Genomic DNA, 17385 nt, shown 5'->3' with positions numbered 1-17385 from the left:
GCCCAGCACTAGCTCTCGTGAGCCGCCATGAGCCGCGCCACGGCCCCCTCCAGTGCTCGGAGGCGGTCGGCGAAGTCCTCCCGGTCCGGGCCGTCCGTGGTGCGTAGCAGGTGCTGCACCTGGGCGAGTTGATCGGCGACCTCGGCGAGCCGGTCGGGTTCGTCCGGAAGTGCGGCGGATGGGCGGGTGGCGGCCCCCTGTCCGGGACTGCCGCTGTCGGCTGCCAATAGGCGTTTCAACTGCTCTGCCTGATCGACGAGTTGGCGGTTCTTCCGGTGCAGTTCGAGGAAGACGTTGACCTTGGTGCGCAGCAGCCATGGATCGAACGGCTTGATCAGGAAATCGGCCGCGCCGACCGTGTAGCCACGGTAGGCGTAGTCAGGATCGGCCGCGGCCCCGGTCAGCAGGATGATCGGGACGTCCTTCGTCTGGTCGAGCCCCTTGATGTTGGCGGTGGTCTCGAAGCCGTCCATGCCCGGCATCAGAACATCGATGAGGACGACCGCGAACTCCTGCCGCAGCATCGCCTTCAGCGCTTCCTCGCCCGAGCGCGCGCGGACCACCCGGGCCAGCGAGTCGAGTACGGCTTCGAGGGCGACCAGGTTCTCCTCCATGTCGTCGACGATGAGGATGCTGGAGGTGTCCGCTGCCGCTCCCCTTGCCGTTGTCATGGCTGCCGCTCCGTGGTGCCACCACGGCCGTCGTCCCCGTCCGTGGTGGTGTCGCTGTCACCCTGGGGCGTACCGCTGTCGCCCGGGTCCCCGGCGCGGGTATCGCCGGCATCGTCGGAGGGGCGCGGTTGCGACCGTGACGGGGTGGTCCGCGGGTCGAGGAGCCGGCAGATCATCGACAGCAGCCGGTCGACGTCGACCGGCTTGGGGAGGTAGTCGTCCGCGCCGCTCTCGATGGCTTTCTCCCGGTCGCCGGGCATGGCCTTCGCGGTCAGGGCGATGACCGGCAGGTCCGCGAAATGCGGTGTGCGGCGGATCACCGAGATCATCTCGTATCCATCCATTTCAGGCATCATGATGTCCATCAGGATCAGGGATACGTCCGGTGTCCGGTCAAGGACCTCAAGTCCCTCGCGCCCGTTCTCGGCGTACTTGACGCTGATGCCGACGCGTCCCAGCACATGGGTCAGTGCGAAGACGTTCCGGATGTCGTCGTCGACGATCAGGATGCGGCAGTTGGCCAGCACCTCGGAGAAGGGTCCGCTCAGCCAGTCCTTGAGCCGGGTCGTCTCCGGCCAGCTGACCTGGCCGTCGTCGGTGTCGACGACGTCGGGCGGACCGACTTCGCTGCGGGGCGCGGGCTCCGGGTGGGTGAACACATCGACTTGCGCGAGCCCTGGGCCGGTTGCGGGCCCGCCCGTCGCGGAGGTGGGTCCGGTGGCCGCGGGAGCGGTGCCGGCCGCAGGGCGTGGTTCTACCGCGAGAACGGCGGTGGAGGAGCTTGTGTAGCGCGCGGGGACGTAGAGGGTGAAGGTGGAGCCGGCTCCCGTCTCGCTCTCGGCGACGATCCGGCCGCCGAGCAGGCCCGCCATGTCCCGGCTGATGGAGAGGCCGAGCCCGGTGCCGCCGTATTTACGGCTGGTGGTGCCGTCGGACTGCTGGAACGCCTCGAAGATCCCTTCGAGCTTCTCCGGCGGGATGCCGATTCCGGTGTCCTTGACGGCCAGGGCGATGACCGCGTCGGCGTCGCGCAGCGTCTCCTCCTCGAAGTCCGAGGGCGACGCGCGGTCGATGAGCAGTTCCACTCCGCCGGTGGAGGTGAATTTCACGGCGTTGGAGAGGAGGTTGCGCAGGATCTGCTGGAGGCGCTGCTCGTCGGAGAAGAGCTCGGCGGGTACGTTCTCGCCGACCTTTACGTCGAAGGACAGGCCGCGGTCCAGACAGAGCGGCTGGAACGTCGCCCGCACGTATTCGAGCAGCTTGGTCAGCGGCAGCGTCTTGGGGTGCACATCCATCCGGCCTGCTTCGATCTTCGACAGATCGAGGATGTCGTTGATCAGCTGCAGCAGGTCGGAGCCCGCCCGGTGGATGGTGACGGCGAACTCCACCTCCTCGGCGGAGAGCCGACCGTCGGGATTGTCCGCGAGAAGCCGGGAGAGCACGAGGAGCGAGTTGAGAGGGGTACGCAACTCGTGCGACATGTTGGCCAGGAATTCCGACTTGTACTGCGAGGACGTGGCCAGCAGCGCCGCCTTCTCCTCCAGTTCGGCGTTGGTGAGCTGCAACTCGTCGGAGCGCTGGCGCAGTTCGGCCGTGAGGCGCTGGGACTCCGAGAGGAGGGACTCGGTACGGGAGTTGGCGATGATGGTGTTGATGGAGACGCCGATGGTGTTCACGAACTGGTCGATGAAGGCGAGGTGGACGTCGCTGAACTTGCTGAACGAGGCCAGTTCGATGACCCCGAGGGCCCGGTCCTCGAAGAGGATCGGCAGGATGACGATGCTCGCCGGGGGCGCGGCGCCGAGGCCCGAGCTGATGGTGATGTAGTCCGAAGGGACCGCGTCGACGAGGATCCGCCGCTTCTCCGTGGTGGCCTGGTTGATGAGCCCGTGGCCGGGAGCACCGAGATCGAGGTGGGGGCGCGGGCGGCCTTCGGCCTGCCCGGTGGCGTAGCCCGCCAGGAGTTCGAGGTCGTCGCCGGGGCCTCCGTCCGCCTGGGCCAGGAAGAAGGCGCCGTACTGCGCGTTCACCAAGGGGGTCAGCTCGCGGAGGATCAGGTCGGCGACCTCGACCAGGTCGCGGTGCCCCTGCATGAGACCGGCGATACGGGTCAGGTTGGACTCCAGCCAGTCCTTGGCCCGGGTGGTCTCACGGAGGTTCGCCACCATGAGGTTGATGTTGTTCTTCAGGGCGGCGACCTCGCCCTCGGCCTCCACCAGGATGGAACGGGACATGTCACCCTGCGTCACGGCGCTGGCGACTTCGGCGATCGCGCGCACCTGGGTGGTCAGGTTCAGCGCCAGCTCGTTGACGCTGGTCGTCAGCTGCTTCCAGGTGCCGTACACGCCCTCCACCCGGGCCTGGCCGCCCAGCTGTCCCTCGCTCCCCACCTCACGGGCCACTCTCGTCACCTCGGAGGCGAACGAGGAGAGCGTGTCGACCATCGTGTTGATCGTGGACTTGAGTTCCAGGATCTCGCCGCGTGCGTCCACGTCGATCTTCTTCGACAGGTCGCCCTCGGCGACGGCGGTGGCGACCTGGGCGATGTTGCGGACCTGGGAGGTCAGGTTGTCGGCCATGAAGTTGACGTTGTCAGTGAGGTTCTTCCAGACGCCAGAGACACCGTGCACCTGGGCCTGGCCGCCGAGGCGTCCGTCGGTGCCGACCTCGCGGGCGACCCTGGTCACCTCGTCGGCGAACGCCCTCAGCTGCTGGACCATCGTGTTGACGGTGTCCTTGAGTTCCAGGATCTCGCCGCGTGCGTCCACGTCGATCTTCTTCGACAGGTCGCCGTTGGCGACGGCGGTGGTCACCTGGGCGATGTTGCGGACCTGGGACGTCAGGTTGAGCGCCATGAAGTTGACGCTGTCTGTGAGGTCCTTCCAGACGCCGGAGGCACCCCTGACCTGCGCTTGACCGCCCAGGTTGCCCTCGGTGCCGACCTCGCGGGCGACTCGGGTCACCTCATCGGCGAAGGCGGAGAGCTGATCCACCATGGTGTTGATCGTCGACTTCAGCTCCAGGATCTCCCCCTTGGCCTCCACGGTGATCGTCTTTCCGAGGTCGCCCTCGGCGACGGCGGTGGCGACCTGGGCGATGTTGCGCACCTGGGACGTCAGGTTGTCGGCCATGAAGTTGACGCTCTCCGTGAGGTCCTTCCAGACCCCGGAGACGCCTCTGACCTGGGCGCGGCCGCCGAGCTGACCCTCGGTGCCGACTTCGCGGGCGACTCGGGTCACCTCATCGGCGAAGGCGGAGAGCTGATCCACCATGGTGTTGATCGTCGACTTCAGCTGCAGGATCTCGCCCCGTGCGTCCACGGTGATCTTCTGACTGAGGTCGCCGTGGGCGACGGCGGTGGTCACCTGGGCGATGTTGCGGACCTGGGACGTCAGGTTGGACGCCATGAAGTTGACGTTGTCCGTGAGGTCCTTCCAGACCCCGGAGACGCCTCTGACCTGGGCGCGGCCGCCGAGCTGACCCTCGGTACCGACCTCGCGGGCGACCCGGATCACCTCATCGGCGAAGGCGGAGAGCTGATCCACCATGGTGTTGACCGTGAGCTTCAGCTCCAGCAGCTCGCCCGTGGCCTCGACCGTCACCTGCTGTGTCAGGTCCCCGCGCGCCACCGCCGTCGTCACGACCGCGATGTCCCGTACCTGCGCCGTCAGCCGGGAGGCCATCGTATTGACGGCCTCGGTCACATGGAGCCAGTCGCCCGACAGGCCCTGGGCCTTCGCCCGGCCGCCGAGGCGCCCCTCGGTGCCGACCTCACGGGCGACCCGGGTCACCTCGCCGGTGAAGAGGGAGAGCTGGTCCACCATACGGTTCACGCCGATGCCCAGGCGCCGCAGGTCGCCGCGGAGCTGTCGGCTCCCGTCGTGCAGGTCGACGTGCTGGGTCAGGTCGCCGTCCGCGACGGCGTCGAGCACCCGGGTGGCCTTGGCGACGGGCACCACCAACGCTTCGAGGACCGTGTTTGCGGCATCGACGTTCGTCGTCCAGGCCCCCGCGCCGGGACTCGCCGAGATCCGCTCGTCCAGCCGTCCCTGCCGGGTGATCTCATGGCGGACACGCTGGAGCTCCGAGGCGAGGTGCGCGTTCCGCGCAACGATCTGTTGGAACACCCCGGCCATCTCGGACGGCACACCGTCCGGAAGGGCCACCTCGCCCCGCTCCCGGGAGTCCTCCACCCGTGCCGTGAAATCACCGTCGCAAAGGGCTTTCATCGCGGCGAGCAGGGGACGCAGATCGCTGGTGCGGATCCACTCTCCATCTGGCGCTGCGCCGGGCCGGGCCGGATCCTCGCGCATGGGACACCCTCCAACCCACCATCCGTCGGCGCACACCAGACGTTCATTTCGTCACGCATGTCATAGTATAAAGGTCACCAAAATACTTCTTCTCATGCGTATTTTCCCCATACCGGAACATTTCAGGGGGCGCAGTGAGCCCATCTCCCCCGCACGCGACCGACTCCGTGTCCCGGAAGAGCCTGGCGGCGAACCAGCTGGCGCCCGCCCTGGCGCGGAAATTCGTACGTGCGTCGCTCCAGGGGTGGAAGGCGGAGCCCGCGGACGGGGGGAAGGCGCCGCCCGTCGCCGAGGCGGTCCCGGATGATCTCATCGACGACGCGGTTCTGCTCGTCAGCGAACTGGTCACCAACGCTGTTATGTACGCGGGCACCGATATCGGCATCGTCTGCCGCCTGGAGCACCACCCCGCCACCGCGGCGGCCGTCGTGGTGGAGGTCGTCGACCGCCACCCCTCCAGGGGGGTGCAGGGAACAGCGGACGCCCGGCACGGCTACGGCCTCCAGATGGTCCGCGCCCGCTCGGAGTCCTGGGGCGTGACCTACCGGCGAGCGGAGAAGAGAGTGTGGTTCCGCCTGGAGGCCGCAGCGGGGCCGACGGCGGCAGAAGAGCCGCCCCGCGGTGTCGCGGAGCGGCGTGACGCCCCGCCGCCCGCGCATCTGTCGCATTCCCCCGCGAGCGCCGCCGAGTGGGCCGACCGCGGCGGCCCGGCGTTCCTCGCCGAGACCAGCGAACTCCTGGCCGGGCAGCTCGACCAGGACATGGTCACCGCACTCGCGGCCCAGCTGCTCGTACCCCGGCTGGCGGACTGGTGCGGCATCTGGCTGAGCACCCAGCAGGCGGCCCCGCGACTGTCCTGGGTCTGGCATGTCGACGAGCAGTGCATCAGCCCGCTGCGTGAGCAACTGGAACGAGAGCCGCCGTCCACCACGGTCCGAACGGGGGGCACGCCCTGGCCGTGGCCGGAGGCCGCCGGCGTCGACCCCGCGGGGGGTTCGGCGTTCGCCTTCCCGCTCGTCGCCAGGAACACCGACCAGGGCGTACTGCTGCTCGGGCGGGCCGGGCACCTGCAGATGACCGACACCGTGGTGCGGATGGTGGAGGACGTGGCCCGTCGCCTGGCGCAAGCCGTGTTCACCGCCCGCGAGTACACCCGGCAGACCACGATCAGCGCCGCCCTCCAGCGCAGACAGCTGCCTGTGACGCTGGCCAGCATCACTGGTGTCGACACGGCGATCGTCTACGAGCCGCACGGCGAGGGGCAGACCGTCGGCGGCGACTTCTACGACGTCTTCCCGATGGGGGAGGGCCGCTGGTGCTTCCTGCTCGGGGACGTACAGGGAAAGGACCCGGAGGCCATGTCCGTGACCGGCCTGGCCAGGCACCTGGTACGTCTGCTGGCGCGCGAGGGCCATGGAGTCCCGTCGGTGCTCGGCCGGCTGAACCTCGCCATGGCGGAAGACCGCGCCGAGGCTTCGGCGCTCGGAGGCGAGCAGGCCGCGTCGCGCTTCCTGAGCCTGCTGTACGGAGAGCTGGTCGTCGGCCCGCCCGCAGCCGGAGTCCGCTGCACGGTCGCAAGCGCCGGCCACCCCCTGCCGCTGCACCTGTTCACCGACGGCAGGGTGGAACCGGCATCCGAGCCCCAGATGCTGCTCGGTATCGACGAGGGCGCCGAATTCCGTGCATCCACCTTTGACCTCGCGCCCGGCGAGACCCTGCTGTGCGTCACCGATGGTGTCACCGAACGCCGCAGGGGGAACGTCCTGTTGGACGACGACGACGGTCTGACCGACGTACTCCGTCAGGGCATGGGGCTGGGCGCGAAGGCACTCGCGGAGCACGTACGGCGGGCGGCGCACGAATTCGGGACGGGGCCGATCGAGGACGACCTCTCGGTCCTGGTGCTGCAGGCGGTGGCCCATGAGGCGCTCGTGGGCGGCTGACCTGAACGCTGTCGTTGACGTGCTCGGGCGCTACCCCGCGGCACCTGGCCGCCGCCACGTGCTCAGTAGGGAACGGTCCCGCACCAGGTCTGCGCCCAGGCGGACGCCCCGTTCTTGTTGGCCGCGCGCACCGCTACGCAGATCGCGTCGCCGGAGTACGGGCTCTGGATCGTGTAGCTGGTGCCGCCCGTGGAGTAGACGGTGTTGACGTTCTTCTTCGTGTACTGGCTGCCCTTGTTGGTGTAGCGGATGTCGTAGCGGGTCGCCCGGGGCAGCGCTGACCAGCTCACCTTGAGCGGCATGGTGCACGCGCCGACGCAGGAGTTGGTGTACTCCACCTTGTAGCTCTTCATGGCGGGTGGCGCGGAGCCGTTGGACGAGCCGCCGGAAGAACCGCCGGAGGAGGACGAACCGCCCCCGCCCGTGCCCCCGGAACCCGAGGACGAGCCGCTGGAAGCGGAGGTGCCGCCTGCCTTGGAGCCCGAGGAACCGGAGGAGCCGGACGACGAGTGGCCGGAGGCGGTCGCACTCCCGCCGGGCGCGTCCGAGCTCCCGCCGTCCGCCTTCTGCTTGGGCTTGCCCTTGTCGTCCCCGCCGTCCTTGCCGTCCTTGCCCTTGTTCGCCTTGGAAGGTGAACTGGCCCTACCGCTCGGTGAGTTGCTCCCGCCAGGAGCAGGGCTCGCGCTGCTGCCCGGCGGCTTGGCGCTCGCCTGGTTCATGTCGTGACTCCAGGGCTGGAGCACGGCCATCGTGCCTCCCCCGGCGGCGAGAACGACGACAACGGGCAGCGCGATGACCGTCCGGCGCCGACGGGGACGCCGGTCACGCCCCTCCTTCGTCTCGGGGCGGCCGCTGCCCGCCGGGACGGCCACGTCCGGCTCGGCGGATGGGCGCAGGCCGACGGTCGCCCGGTCCGCGGGCTCCTCCCGGAGCGGCTGCACCTCGGCGTCGAGCAGCTGGGCGGTCTGCTGCGCGATGTCCGTGAGGACGTCGGCGGGCAGCCATGCCCGCCCGGCGGCCACCGGCCCGACCCGCGCGGGATCGTCCAACAACTCGTCCACGCCCGGACGTTGTTCGACGTCCTTGGTCAGACACCGTGCGATGAGCAGCCGGAGAGCGGGGTCCTCGACCGCGTCCAGATCCGGCTCCTCCTGCACGATCTGGTACATGACGGCGTGCTGGTTGCTGGCCCCGTGGCCGAAGGGCAGCCGCCCCGTCGCCGCGTACGTGAGCACGCACCCGAGGGTGAACACATCGCTCTTGGGCTTGGCGCCCTGCCCGCGCAACTGCTCCGGCGCCATGAAGCCGGGCGAGCCGACAATCATCCCCGTACTGGTCAGCAGCGACTCGACGGAGGTCTCGACGGCCCGCGCGATCCCGAAGTCGATGACCTTGGCCCCGGCCACGGTCACCATGACGTTCGAGGGCTTCAGGTCGCGGTGCACGATCCCCGCGTCATGGATGTCCTTCAGGGCGCGCAGCAGCCTGTCGACGAGGGTGTGCAACGACGCGGTGGGCAACGGGCCGTGCCGCCGTACGACTTGCTCCAGCGAGAGTCCGGGCACGTACCCGGTCGCCACCCACGGAGGCTCCTCGTCGGGCCCGGCTTCGAGCACCGGCGCGGTGTACCGCTCGGCGACCCGCCCGGCCGCCTCGATCTCCCGCCGGAACCGCTCCTTGAACCGCTCGTCGGACACATGCTCCTCGTGCACCACCTTCACGGCGACGGTGCGCCCGCTGTCCGACCGCGCGAGGAACACCCGCCCCATGCCGCCGGCTCCGAGCCGCCCGAGCAGCAGGTACGGCCCGACGCGCGCCGGGTCGAAGGCGGTGAGCGGCTTGAGACCCCCGTCGACATCGCCTTCCTGCTCGCTGCGCCCGTCCCCGTTCGTACCGCTCATGCTGGTATGGCTCCCCGAAGTCGTCCCGACTGGTCATCCGTGCAACGCCGTTGAGAATAGGGGCATTGATGATCCGGTGAAGTCGAGGACGTGCGAAACGACCGGGACGGTTCTGCCCCACCGGCCCCGGTGGCAGCAGTCGCGCCGGCCGGTGATCGTTTCGCCTGGGTGATTCTCCGGCGCTGTCAGATGCTTCCCAGGTCCACGGTGACGGAGAAGGGCGCGGCAGCCTTGATCACGCCGGTGAACATCTCGCCGTCCCGGTAGACCTTGGTGGCGGGGTCGAGAACATAGGTGTAGACGATCGGAACACCGGTGGCGGCCTGTTCGATACGCCAGTAGAAGGGGATGCCGGCCTTGGCGTACTGGTCCACCTTCACGATCCGGTCGGTGGTCTCCGAGCCGGGCGACGAGTCCGAGCGCCTCCAAGCGGCACAACCGGCCGGCCCGGATCCTGGCCAATGCCCTGGACGCCGCCGCAGGCCCGGACTGGAACGCCGATACGGACTTCGACGTCCGTCTGCAGGACGTTCCGCTCACCAACCGCCGTCCGGACGTCGTCGGGCTCACAGGCCCAGCATGGTCGCTACGAGTTCGCGGCGGCTGCGGACACCGGTCTTCGCGAAGACGCTCTTCAGGTGGTCCTGCACGGTGGCTGCGGTGATATGCAGTTCCATGGCGATGGTGCGTGAGGGCAGACCGGCGACGACCCTCTCCAGGACGTCCCGCTCGCGCGGCGTGAGCCCGTACGCGAGGAGCAGCACCTCGGCCACTTCGGCGGCCGGTGCCGGGTGCATGGTCACGGCGAGGGGCGCCGGGTACGGGCCACCGCTCAGCGGCGAGGCGTGGACCGAGAGCCACCGGCCCGACCGGCCACGTATCCGCCCGTGGGCCGGCAGCACCGCGCCTCGCCCCCGCGCGGCGACTTCCAGTACCGCGATGGGCAGTTCCGCCCCGGACCAGGCCAGTTCGTCCCGCCAGAATTTCGCGGCCGGATTCTCCGAGAGCAGCCGCAAGTCCTGATCGAGCAGCAGCACACCCGCCTCGGCCGGGCCGGGAGCGGCGTCGGTGGGTGCCCGGTGGACGGCCCGGCGCAGGGCCGCGGCCACCGGGGCGGACAGCCGGCGCAGGACGTCGACGTCGGCCGGGGTGAAATCTGGCCCCCCGCCGCCGCGGAACAGGGCGATGGCGCCCCAGCACCGCCGGTCCACCACGAAGGTCGCCCGCAGCTCGTGCCGCGCGTCGATCATGGGGAGCACGGCCCGGTACCGGTGGCTGGACTCCGGGTCACCGCCGGTGGCCGCACCGAGCGTGCCCGCGGACACCTCGGAGCGGGCGAGCGCTGCGAACTTCAGTACGTCGTCCACGAGGTACTCGTTGTGCGCGGCTGCTGCGGCCGCGGCCGGCGTGAGCCCGGCACTCACATCGTCGGTGATCAGCAACGTGGTGGGGTCAATCGTGCCGAAACAGTAGGAGTCGGCCGGGACGAGCCGCGTCAGCCGCTCGGCGATCCGGCGTCGCAGCTCCCGGGAGCCGAGGTCGAGACGGCAGATCGCCTCGATGTCGTGCACGGCCTCGCGCCGGGCCACCGGGGGACTCACCGGCCGAACGGTACCCCAGAAGTGTGGGATGGCCTGGTGGCTGCCCCGGTGCCTACCCTCAGTCCGGAAACGTAAGGCAAGGCACAGGAGGTATCGCGGCATGTCCCCGTCCATGCTCATTGTCGGACTTGATCCCGCGCTGGTGGATGACGCGCCCTCGTCGCGGGCGGCGTTCCCCGAGATCGACGCAGAAGTGGTCCGGGCCGGCGTGGCCGCCGAGCGGGCCCGGCTCAAGGAACTCGGTTTCACCGTCGACGCCTGCCTGCTCGACTACGGCCGCACCGCCGAAGCGGTCTACCGCGCCGCGCTGCCCGGGAAGGACTACGACCTCGTGGTGATCGGCGCAGGCATACGGCTGGACCCGGCGCTGACCCCGCTCTTCGAGGTCCTGGTCGGCATCACTCACGAACTGGCACCCGGTGCGAAGCTCTGTTTCAACGTGAGCCCGTCGACAACCGTCGAGGCCGTCCAGCGGTGGTGGCCCGAACGCAAGCCACTAGTCTAGGACTTGGTCCAGACTCATCCATCAATGCTGGTCAACGGCTTGGGTGTGGAGAGTGCACGGGAACGCCCACGACCAGCAGAGCCCGGCAGCGGCGGCAGGCGCGCCGGGGCGGCAAGAGAGAGGTGCGAACGTATGGGCGCCAGTGGTGTCATCGGCGAAACCGGGACGGGAGGGTCCGGCCAGGCGGAGCCGTCGGTTCCCGCGGCGGAAAAGTTCGAGGGGGGTGTCTCGGGGGAGCGCGTGGTGCTCTTCACCGACGCGGTGACCGCGATCTCCATCACCCTGCTGATCCTGCCGCTGGTGGACCTCGTCCCGGAAGCCGCCTCCGCCCACGAGGGCGCCAGGGAGGTGATCACCGGTCACCTCAACCAGATCTGGAGCTTCCTGCTCAGCTTCGCGGTCATCGCGAACATCTGGCGGGAGCACCACCGGACCTTCTCGTCGGTCAAGGAGTTCACCCGCTCCCTGACGGTATGGAACATGGGATGGCTGCTCTCCGTCGTCGTCCTTCCTCTGCCGACGGAGATGCTCGGCACCTTCGGCCGCGACCGGTTCGTGGCGGCGTTCTACTACTCGACCCTCCTGGCCGGCATGGTCTGCCGGTCCGCCATGCTGAGGATCCTGAAGGCCACCCCGGCACTTTTCGAGGAAGACGGCCCGGAGGCCCGCCGGAGGACCCAGGACTTGCACACCGAGAGCTGGCTCAACGTCCTCGCCCTGGTCCTCGCCTTCGCCATCGCGCTCGCCGTACCCGTCCTGCAGTACTACAGCCTGCTGCTGCTCGCCGTCCTGCCGAGGCTGGCGCGTTCCCGACGCCAACGCACCGCCCGCTGACCACGGGAACGGCCGGCGCCCGGACACCCGTCTGAGCCCTGGGGACAGCCGCTCCGCAGCTCGGGGCCGGGCAGGTGGTGTCCTGCCCGGCCCCGAGGCACACAGTGAGGCCGGGCAGGACACCACCTGCCCGGCCTCACCGCTACCCGCGCCCCGGTCCTTGACCAGGCCGGCGTGCTTGGATCGACGGACATGCAAGGCTTCGGGCCGCATCACCGGCCCGCAGACGGCATGGACGCCGGAGCCTTGATGTTGTGCTGGGCATGCCCGACATCGCCGCAGTCGTTGCCCGCGTCTACGTGGAAGATCTCGAAGCCGCGATCCCCCTGTACCAGGAGCTGGCGCAGGTAAAGGCGGTCGACCGCTTCGCGTTCCGTGACGTGCAGCTGGCCCGGGTCGGACCGTTCCTCCTGCTCAGCGGCAACTCCACGGCATGTCAGGACAGAGTGGCGACCCTCCTGATCCGGCGACTCGCTCCCGTGCTCACCGCCCTCGAACGCGTCGGCGGTCACATCATTGACGGCCTCTCGCCGGCTCCCAACGGCGATCGCCTCATCGCCTGCCATCCCGACGGATCCGTCTTCGAATACATCGAGACAGGAGACACCGAACCGCCGGCATGACCATGGCACTAGGAACACCGGCCGGCCCGGACTTCCGCGACCTGCTCGGGCGCGGAGCGCGAGCGCAGCGACGAGGGCGTCGATCGCGTACTTGTGCCCGTGCAGCCCGCCCGCGTCCTGAGACAGCGCCACTGCGGTCAAGGAGTGCTCCTGGCTGACCGGTTCTACCCGTAGCCGGGAGAGCACCCACTTCAAACGCGCCAGATCGGTCTTCCCCTGCACAGCTTCAACGATGGTCAGCACAGACACGAGGACGGGGACCCCAGCCTGCCGGGATGTCTCCATACGAGCCGCCATCCTGCGGTCGTTACGCAGGAGCAGGGAGAGCGCTCGGAGTCAAGCATGTCGCCCCGGTACTGCCGTCGTCCGACTCCCACTCGCAGGGTGATGGGACCGTGCCACTCGACGAGCGGGGGCGACCTTTCCAATGTGTACATCGACTTTCCGGCCAACGAGAGCGCCGCCCCTCGATCTGGCGATCAGGGGGGATGACGCCTAGCGGCAGGGCAAGCGCTACCACTCCGCACGGCGCAGAAACTGCCAGCCCAGCACGGCCAGGGCGAGCGTCTGTACAAGTGAAGTGAGCACGAGCAGGGGCTGAACGGTGGGGGAGCACCAGAACGCGGTCGTGCAGACCATGGGCAGGATCAGGTACGTGAACAGGTCCACCGCAGTCTGAAGCCGCTTGCGCAGGGTGCGGCCCGCAACGTTGCGGTGGTAGGACTCCCAGCTGAACACCGTGCCGTGGGCGGAGACGAGTTCCCCAAGACGCGGCCCTAGTTGGTCGCGGACATAGCAGCCGATCGCCGAGATCTTCTCGTCATTGACCAGGTAGGTCCAGCCCAGGATCAGGCAGATCGCGGGGGCGGAGAGCAACAGTCGGGACTTTCCGCTCTGGACGGCGAGCGCCACGACCGCGGTGACTGCGGCGAGCGTGAAGTAGAGCAGGTTGTCGCGGAACCCTATGCGGGTCTTCTGCTCCTCCTTGAGGCGGTCGTACTCGGCCAGCAGGACTTTGCTCTCGGTGACATCGTCCATGGCGGTCACAGCCATTCCTATGCTCGATTTCAGGATCAGTCGGCGATCTGGAAGGGCGTCAGGTTGTCGGGGTTGTGCCGTTCGATCCAGCTCTTCCCGTCTGCCGCGATCCCCTCCAGGAGGCGGAAGGTATGGGTGAAGCCGGCCGCGCTGAGACTGATCTCGGAAATCTCCTGAGCGCTCTCGTCCGAAGCCAGTTGATGGGCATCGGCGTCCTTGACACGGATCTTCCGGGCTGGTCCGTTGGTGAGGACGAGCTCCAGGTCATAGCCGACATCGACGTTCTCCGTCACTTGCACCGAGGACAATGCGTCGAACCGGTAGTTGCTCCGCTGTTCGTTCTCGCGCGTTGCGTCGGAGAACTTGAGCTCGGAGCTGATCTCGCGGATGCCGTCCCGGGTGAACAGGAACAGGCGGATGACGTAGTGCGAGTACCGCCATGGCCCGCCCCGGACCCGGCCTCGCCTATAGGAGGGCGCCGGGGCTATCAGGATGGTGTGCGTGATCAGATCCCGCCAGGTGAGCCGGTGGTGCCGCAGCGCCTCATCGACGAACGAAGTCTTGTCGCAGGTGAGCCAGGTCTCCATTTCCAGCTCGCTGGGGCGGGTCGCGTCCAGGAGCGCCTTCCAGCGCTGGTGAGCGTTCTGTCGTGCGGCCAGCTCTTCCTGGTACTCCCGAGCATCCCGGGCCACTCGGTGTCTTTCACGCCGGACCTCCAGCCACAGGTGAGCGGCTGCGTGCCCGGACCAGGCCGCACCGAGCAAGGCCAGGATCGCCCACAGCGGCCGCGGTTGGGCGGCGCCCGAGACCGCCGTGCCGAATCCTGACAGAGCCGCGGCGACGAGAACGGCGAGGGCTACCACAGTCATGGCCTTCGTCCGTGCCGGTGTCCGGCCCTGGCGGTGCTGATCGAACAGGGTGCCGTTGTTGTGGCGGTTCCGGGCCTCCTCGGCGAGGTAGCGGATCAGCCAGGTGACCCGATCCACACTGATCCGACTCTCCCGGTAGAGGTCCGCGATCTCGGCGGCGAGGTCGCTGCGGACCTCAGTGGTGTGTGCGAGCCAGGCGTCCGGGGTGAACCCGTAGGGTGTGCGGACGCTGAAGTAGTGATCGAAGTTCCTGTGGACGCGTTTGGTGAACCCGTCCTCGGCAGGCGCGGGACTGTGCGGCTGTGGGACGCCGGCCCCGACCGTGAGGTCTTGCCGGGATTCCCGGCCCCACCACCGGAGGCCGCATCGGGCCGCGATGCGACCCGCGCCGAGTGCCATCAGCGACTCGACGATCGCCTGGGTTGGATTCGCGATCCATGCCAGGACCCCGAGGACCACACTGCTGACCACGAACAGCACCACCCGAACCGGGAGGGCGGCCTGGGCAGTGGCAGCGGCAGCAGTGCTCGGGCGGGGCAGTGCGGCCCGCGCCCCGATGGGGGCGGGCTCGAAGTAGGCCCAGACCCGTTGGGCCCGGTCGTTGTCGAAGCGCTCCGCCCAGGCCCGTTCGACGGTCTCCGCCCACAGGTCGTCCTTCAGTCCTCCGGTGAGCATGAGGTCGAGGTGGCGAAGGATCGCATTGTGCTGGCGGGACGGCAGGTCCTGCAGCTGCTTCAGTACAGGTCCGGTCTCTCCGCTGGCGGTGCCGAGCGCTGCCAGCAGGTCGAAAGTGACGCGCAGGGCTTCCTTCCACTCGTTCTCGGCGTAGGTCCGTACGATCCCGGAGGCGTAGTGCAGCCGCTGGACCTCTTCGGCGCTGAGATCGTGGTAAGTGCGTGCGCTGAGCATGGCGAGCACCCAGTGGAAACGAACCTCCGCGCTGTCGTAGCCGTGACCGATCGCATCAGTGATCATTTCGCGGGCGCGGCTGGGAATTCCGTCCTCCAGGAGCCGCACGCCCACCCGGTACTTCTCCTGCGGCGAAGCACCCGGGTGGACGACGTAGACGTTGGAGTTGTGTACGGTCTCGGCCTGGATCCCGATGGTGGAGTCGTACGCGGCCGAGCTGTACGCGGCACCGTTGCTGTCGCTCATGCCCGGTCACCGGCTGCGGCAATTAAGGGGGCCAGCTCGGCCATCAGCGCAGGGCACTCCGCGACCAGGCCGCGCAGTCTCCTGAGCGTCATGGCCGCCTGCTTCGACGAATCAGGGGTGTTTCTCCCGGCCGACCGGAGAGCTGAGTCCAGGTCGGCCAGGGCCTCCCGGTACGTGTCCTCGTCGAGGGCGCCTTCAGCGTGGTGTCGCCTCAAATTTTCACCGAAACCATTGAGTTCCGCGATCAGGTTCACCGGGCCGGACTCCTGCGGAGCCGTGTTCATGTGAACGCTGCTGCCCGAGACCGAGCCGGCCATGATGCCGACGGTGCTGTTGTGGGCGGTGTTGCTGACGTGTCGGCCGAGCCGGCCGGCCGAAGGGACCCTGTCGTCTCCGGGCACGGCGGTCTCCTCCTGTTCCCTCGCCAGTTCCACCGCCAGCCGGATGGCGAACGCCGCCGCGTTCGCTGCGGCCTGCGGCTGCCAGCTGCGGTCGTCCGTGCTGTTCTTCGTGCCGTCAGCCCGGTCGCTGATTCCCCGGATGATGGCCACCGGCGCCCCGTTGAGATGGCCGGCCTGTGCCACACCGGCCGCCTCCATCTCGATGGCGAGTGCGTCGTTGTAGTGGTGCCGGATCCACTTCGCCTCGGCCGAGATCCTTGAGTTCTGGACGACCTCGCCGGCGGCGATCGCCCCGAAGCGCACCTGTGGCGCGTCCTCGTGACCGGACGCGGAATCCGCCCAGTCGTTCAAGCGGGCCACGTGCGAGGCGAGCTGGCTGATGCCGTGCGGTGCTTCCCACACCCGTGGGCGGGCTTTGAGCCCGTCGTCCTCGCTGGTCCCACCGTGGTAGGCGTACACGTGTGACGCCATGACCACGTCACCCAGCCTGGTGGCGTCCCATAAGGCGCCGGCGACCCCGACGAACAGCACGGCCACCGGCGAGAACTCCTGAATCGCGCGTTCGGCGATTACTGCGGCGGCATGGTTCCCCTTGCTTGTCAGACCGAGTGCGACGCGGCACGACGTACCCTGCACGGTTCCCACTTCGAACCGTGTACCTCGCTCATGGCGGTGCACCTGCGGACTCGCCAGCTTCTCGCGCACGGCCTGGTACTCGAGATTGAGGGCGGTGAGAATCACCACCGGGCCTTTCGACATCTATTCCTCTTCCCCTTTCGTGTTCTCTTCCGTAGCGGACGGCGCGGGTCGGATCAGCGGTGGGAACAGCACGGTTTTCGGACCGGCCCGGTACAGCCGAGCTGGCCGTCCGCCCGTGCTCCTGCGGTCCGTGCCGACGGGGACGATGAATCCCTTCGCGGCTTGGACCTTCCGGTAGAAATTGCGAGTGTCGAGTTCGGTGCCCCAGACGGCCTCGTATACTTGTTGCAGCTCCGCGATGGTGAATTCCTCCCCGCAGAACGCCGTGGCCAGCGACGAGAACTCAAGCTTGGTACGCGCGTGTTCGATCCCGTCCGTTGCGATTCGACGGTGGTCGAAGGCGAGTTCCATCTCGCCGGACAGCACGGCTTCCGCGGGAACCCACGCGGCATCAGTGGCATCCGTTCCCGCGACCGGGTCGGGCAGCCCCGGTGCGATCGCCAGGTGTGCCACGGAGACGACTCGGCCCCGGGGGTCGCGGCCTGAGTCTCCGTACACGGCCAGCTGTTCAAGGTGTACCCAGCTGGATGCCAGGGCCGTTTCCTCGCTCAGTTCGCGGTGGGCGGCATCCAGAATCTCCTCGCCATCGTGGTTCAGGAATCCTCCGGGCAAGGCGGGCATACCTCGGAAGGGGTCTTCGCCCCGCTCCACCAGGAGTGCGTGCAGGTGGCCCTCCCGCAGCGTCAGGATCACGAGATCGACCGTCAGCAGTACAGGAGTTGGTGACCACACATCATCTTGCATGCGCTGCAAGGTACTTCAGTTATTGTCA

At 68.5% G+C, this 17385-nt stretch carries 12 protein-coding genes and 3 pseudogenes; 5 read left to right on the top strand and 10 right to left on the bottom strand.

Translation table 11 applies throughout. The annotated features are described in order from the left end of the window. Nucleotides 1-8: 8 nt before the first annotated feature. Both OG210_RS09110 and OG210_RS09105 read right to left on the bottom strand, forming a co-directional pair. Complete coding sequence (locus OG210_RS09110) at nucleotides 9-671, bottom strand: response regulator (RefSeq protein WP_328330676.1); 663 nt, start codon at nucleotides 669-671, stop codon at nucleotides 9-11. Next, nucleotides 668-4984, bottom strand: a complete 4317-nt coding sequence (locus OG210_RS09105; RefSeq protein ID WP_328330678.1) for a HAMP domain-containing protein — start codon at nucleotides 4982-4984, stop codon at nucleotides 668-670. The genes OG210_RS09110 and OG210_RS09105 overlap by 4 nt, the downstream gene beginning before the upstream one ends. 134 nt (nucleotides 4985-5118) lie before the next feature. Here OG210_RS09105 and OG210_RS09100 point away from each other — a divergent pair, with 134 nt between their 5' ends. Further along, nucleotides 5119-6927 carry an ATP-binding SpoIIE family protein phosphatase gene (locus OG210_RS09100; protein ID WP_328330680.1) on the top strand — a complete coding sequence of 603 codons (1809 nt, stop codon included), beginning with the start codon at nucleotides 5119-5121 and terminating at the stop codon, nucleotides 6925-6927. 62 nt (nucleotides 6928-6989) lie between these two features. On the opposite strand, the gene OG210_RS09095 is transcribed toward OG210_RS09100, so the two are convergent. Further along, nucleotides 6990-8828: a protein kinase gene (locus OG210_RS09095; protein ID WP_371535709.1), complete on the bottom strand. Its 1839-nt coding sequence runs from the start codon at nucleotides 8826-8828 to the stop codon at nucleotides 6990-6992. A 185-nt stretch (nucleotides 8829-9013) separates the two neighbouring features. Then, nucleotides 9014-9238: pseudogene (locus OG210_RS09090) on the bottom strand (Uma2 family endonuclease); the annotation flags it as partial. Between the two features lie 2 nt (nucleotides 9239-9240). Between OG210_RS09090 and OG210_RS09085 the strand changes: the two are divergent. Continuing rightward, a pseudogene (locus tag OG210_RS09085) lies at nucleotides 9241-9390 on the top strand (Uma2 family endonuclease); the annotation flags it as partial. Nucleotides 9391-9394: 4 nt separating this feature from the next. On the opposite strand, the gene OG210_RS09080 reads toward OG210_RS09085, so the two are convergent. Then, nucleotides 9395-10429, bottom strand: coding sequence for a LuxR C-terminal-related transcriptional regulator (locus tag OG210_RS09080; RefSeq protein WP_328330684.1), 1035 nt, complete (start codon nucleotides 10427-10429; stop codon nucleotides 9395-9397). Between the two features lie 100 nt (nucleotides 10430-10529). Here OG210_RS09080 and OG210_RS09075 point away from each other — a divergent pair, with 100 nt between their 5' ends. From OG210_RS09075 to OG210_RS09065, 3 genes are all read left to right on the top strand, one after another. Next, nucleotides 10530-10934 carry a hypothetical protein gene (locus tag OG210_RS09075; RefSeq protein ID WP_328330686.1) on the top strand — a complete coding sequence of 135 codons (405 nt, stop codon included), beginning with the start codon at nucleotides 10530-10532 and terminating at the stop codon, nucleotides 10932-10934. Nucleotides 10935-11066: 132 nt separating this feature from the next. Continuing rightward, a complete protein-coding gene (locus OG210_RS09070) occupies nucleotides 11067-11768 on the top strand; it encodes a TMEM175 family protein (protein ID WP_328330688.1) in 702 nt (233 codons plus the stop codon). Between the two features lie 263 nt (nucleotides 11769-12031). After that, nucleotides 12032-12391, top strand: a complete 360-nt coding sequence (locus OG210_RS09065; protein ID WP_371540582.1) for a VOC family protein — start codon at nucleotides 12032-12034, stop codon at nucleotides 12389-12391. A gap of 42 nt (nucleotides 12392-12433) precedes the next feature. Here the strand turns inward: OG210_RS09065 and OG210_RS09060 are convergent. The 5 genes and pseudogenes from OG210_RS09060 to OG210_RS09040 form a co-directional block, all read right to left on the bottom strand. Then, nucleotides 12434-12688: pseudogene (locus tag OG210_RS09060) on the bottom strand (DNA-binding protein); the annotation flags it as partial. Nucleotides 12689-12904: 216 nt separating this feature from the next. Next, a complete protein-coding gene (locus tag OG210_RS09055) occupies nucleotides 12905-13444 on the bottom strand; it encodes a hypothetical protein (RefSeq protein ID WP_328330690.1) in 540 nt (179 codons plus the stop codon). Nucleotides 13445-13464: 20 nt separating this feature from the next. Next, nucleotides 13465-15453, bottom strand: coding sequence for a hypothetical protein (locus OG210_RS09050; RefSeq protein WP_371535705.1), 1989 nt, complete (start codon nucleotides 15451-15453; stop codon nucleotides 13465-13467). Continuing rightward, complete coding sequence (locus OG210_RS09045) at nucleotides 15450-16613, bottom strand: 5'-methylthioadenosine/S-adenosylhomocysteine nucleosidase (RefSeq protein ID WP_328330694.1); 1164 nt, start codon at nucleotides 16611-16613, stop codon at nucleotides 15450-15452. The genes OG210_RS09050 and OG210_RS09045 overlap by 4 nt, the downstream gene beginning before the upstream one ends. Continuing rightward, nucleotides 16614-17357 carry an NUDIX domain-containing protein gene (locus OG210_RS09040; protein WP_371535701.1) on the bottom strand — a complete coding sequence of 248 codons (744 nt, stop codon included), beginning with the start codon at nucleotides 17355-17357 and terminating at the stop codon, nucleotides 16614-16616. Nucleotides 17358-17385 lie beyond the last annotated feature (28 nt).

The sequence above is a fragment of the Streptomyces sp. NBC_00466 genome, assembly GCF_041433995.1.
GTDB lineage: Bacteria > Actinomycetota > Actinomycetes > Streptomycetales > Streptomycetaceae > Streptomyces.
This window is presented reverse-complemented; position numbering and strand designations above follow the sequence as displayed.

Excerpts from the sequence above, each read along its gene's own strand:
- OG210_RS09050 (WP_371535705.1), bottom strand. The coding sequence starts at position 15,453 with ATGAGCGACAGCAACGGTGCCGCGTACAGCTCGGCCGCGTACGACTCC.
- OG210_RS09095 (WP_371535709.1), bottom strand. The coding sequence starts at position 8,828 with ATGAGCGGTACGAACGGGGACGGGCGCAGCGAGCAGGAAGGCGATGTC.
- OG210_RS09045 (WP_328330694.1), bottom strand. The coding sequence starts at position 16,613 with ATGTCGAAAGGCCCGGTGGTGATTCTCACCGCCCTCAATCTCGAGTAC.
- OG210_RS09055 (WP_328330690.1), bottom strand. The coding sequence starts at position 13,444 with ATGGCTGTGACCGCCATGGACGATGTCACCGAGAGCAAAGTCCTGCTG.
- OG210_RS09105 (WP_328330678.1), bottom strand. The coding sequence starts at position 4,984 with ATGCGCGAGGATCCGGCCCGGCCCGGCGCAGCGCCAGATGGAGAGTGG.
- OG210_RS09070 (WP_328330688.1), top strand. The coding sequence starts at position 11,067 with ATGGGCGCCAGTGGTGTCATCGGCGAAACCGGGACGGGAGGGTCCGGC.
- OG210_RS09110 (WP_328330676.1), bottom strand. The coding sequence starts at position 671 with ATGACAACGGCAAGGGGAGCGGCAGCGGACACCTCCAGCATCCTCATC.
- OG210_RS09065 (WP_371540582.1), top strand. The coding sequence starts at position 12,032 with ATGCCCGACATCGCCGCAGTCGTTGCCCGCGTCTACGTGGAAGATCTC.
- OG210_RS09040 (WP_371535701.1), bottom strand. The coding sequence starts at position 17,357 with ATGCAAGATGATGTGTGGTCACCAACTCCTGTACTGCTGACGGTCGAT.
- OG210_RS09075 (WP_328330686.1), top strand. The coding sequence starts at position 10,530 with ATGTCCCCGTCCATGCTCATTGTCGGACTTGATCCCGCGCTGGTGGAT.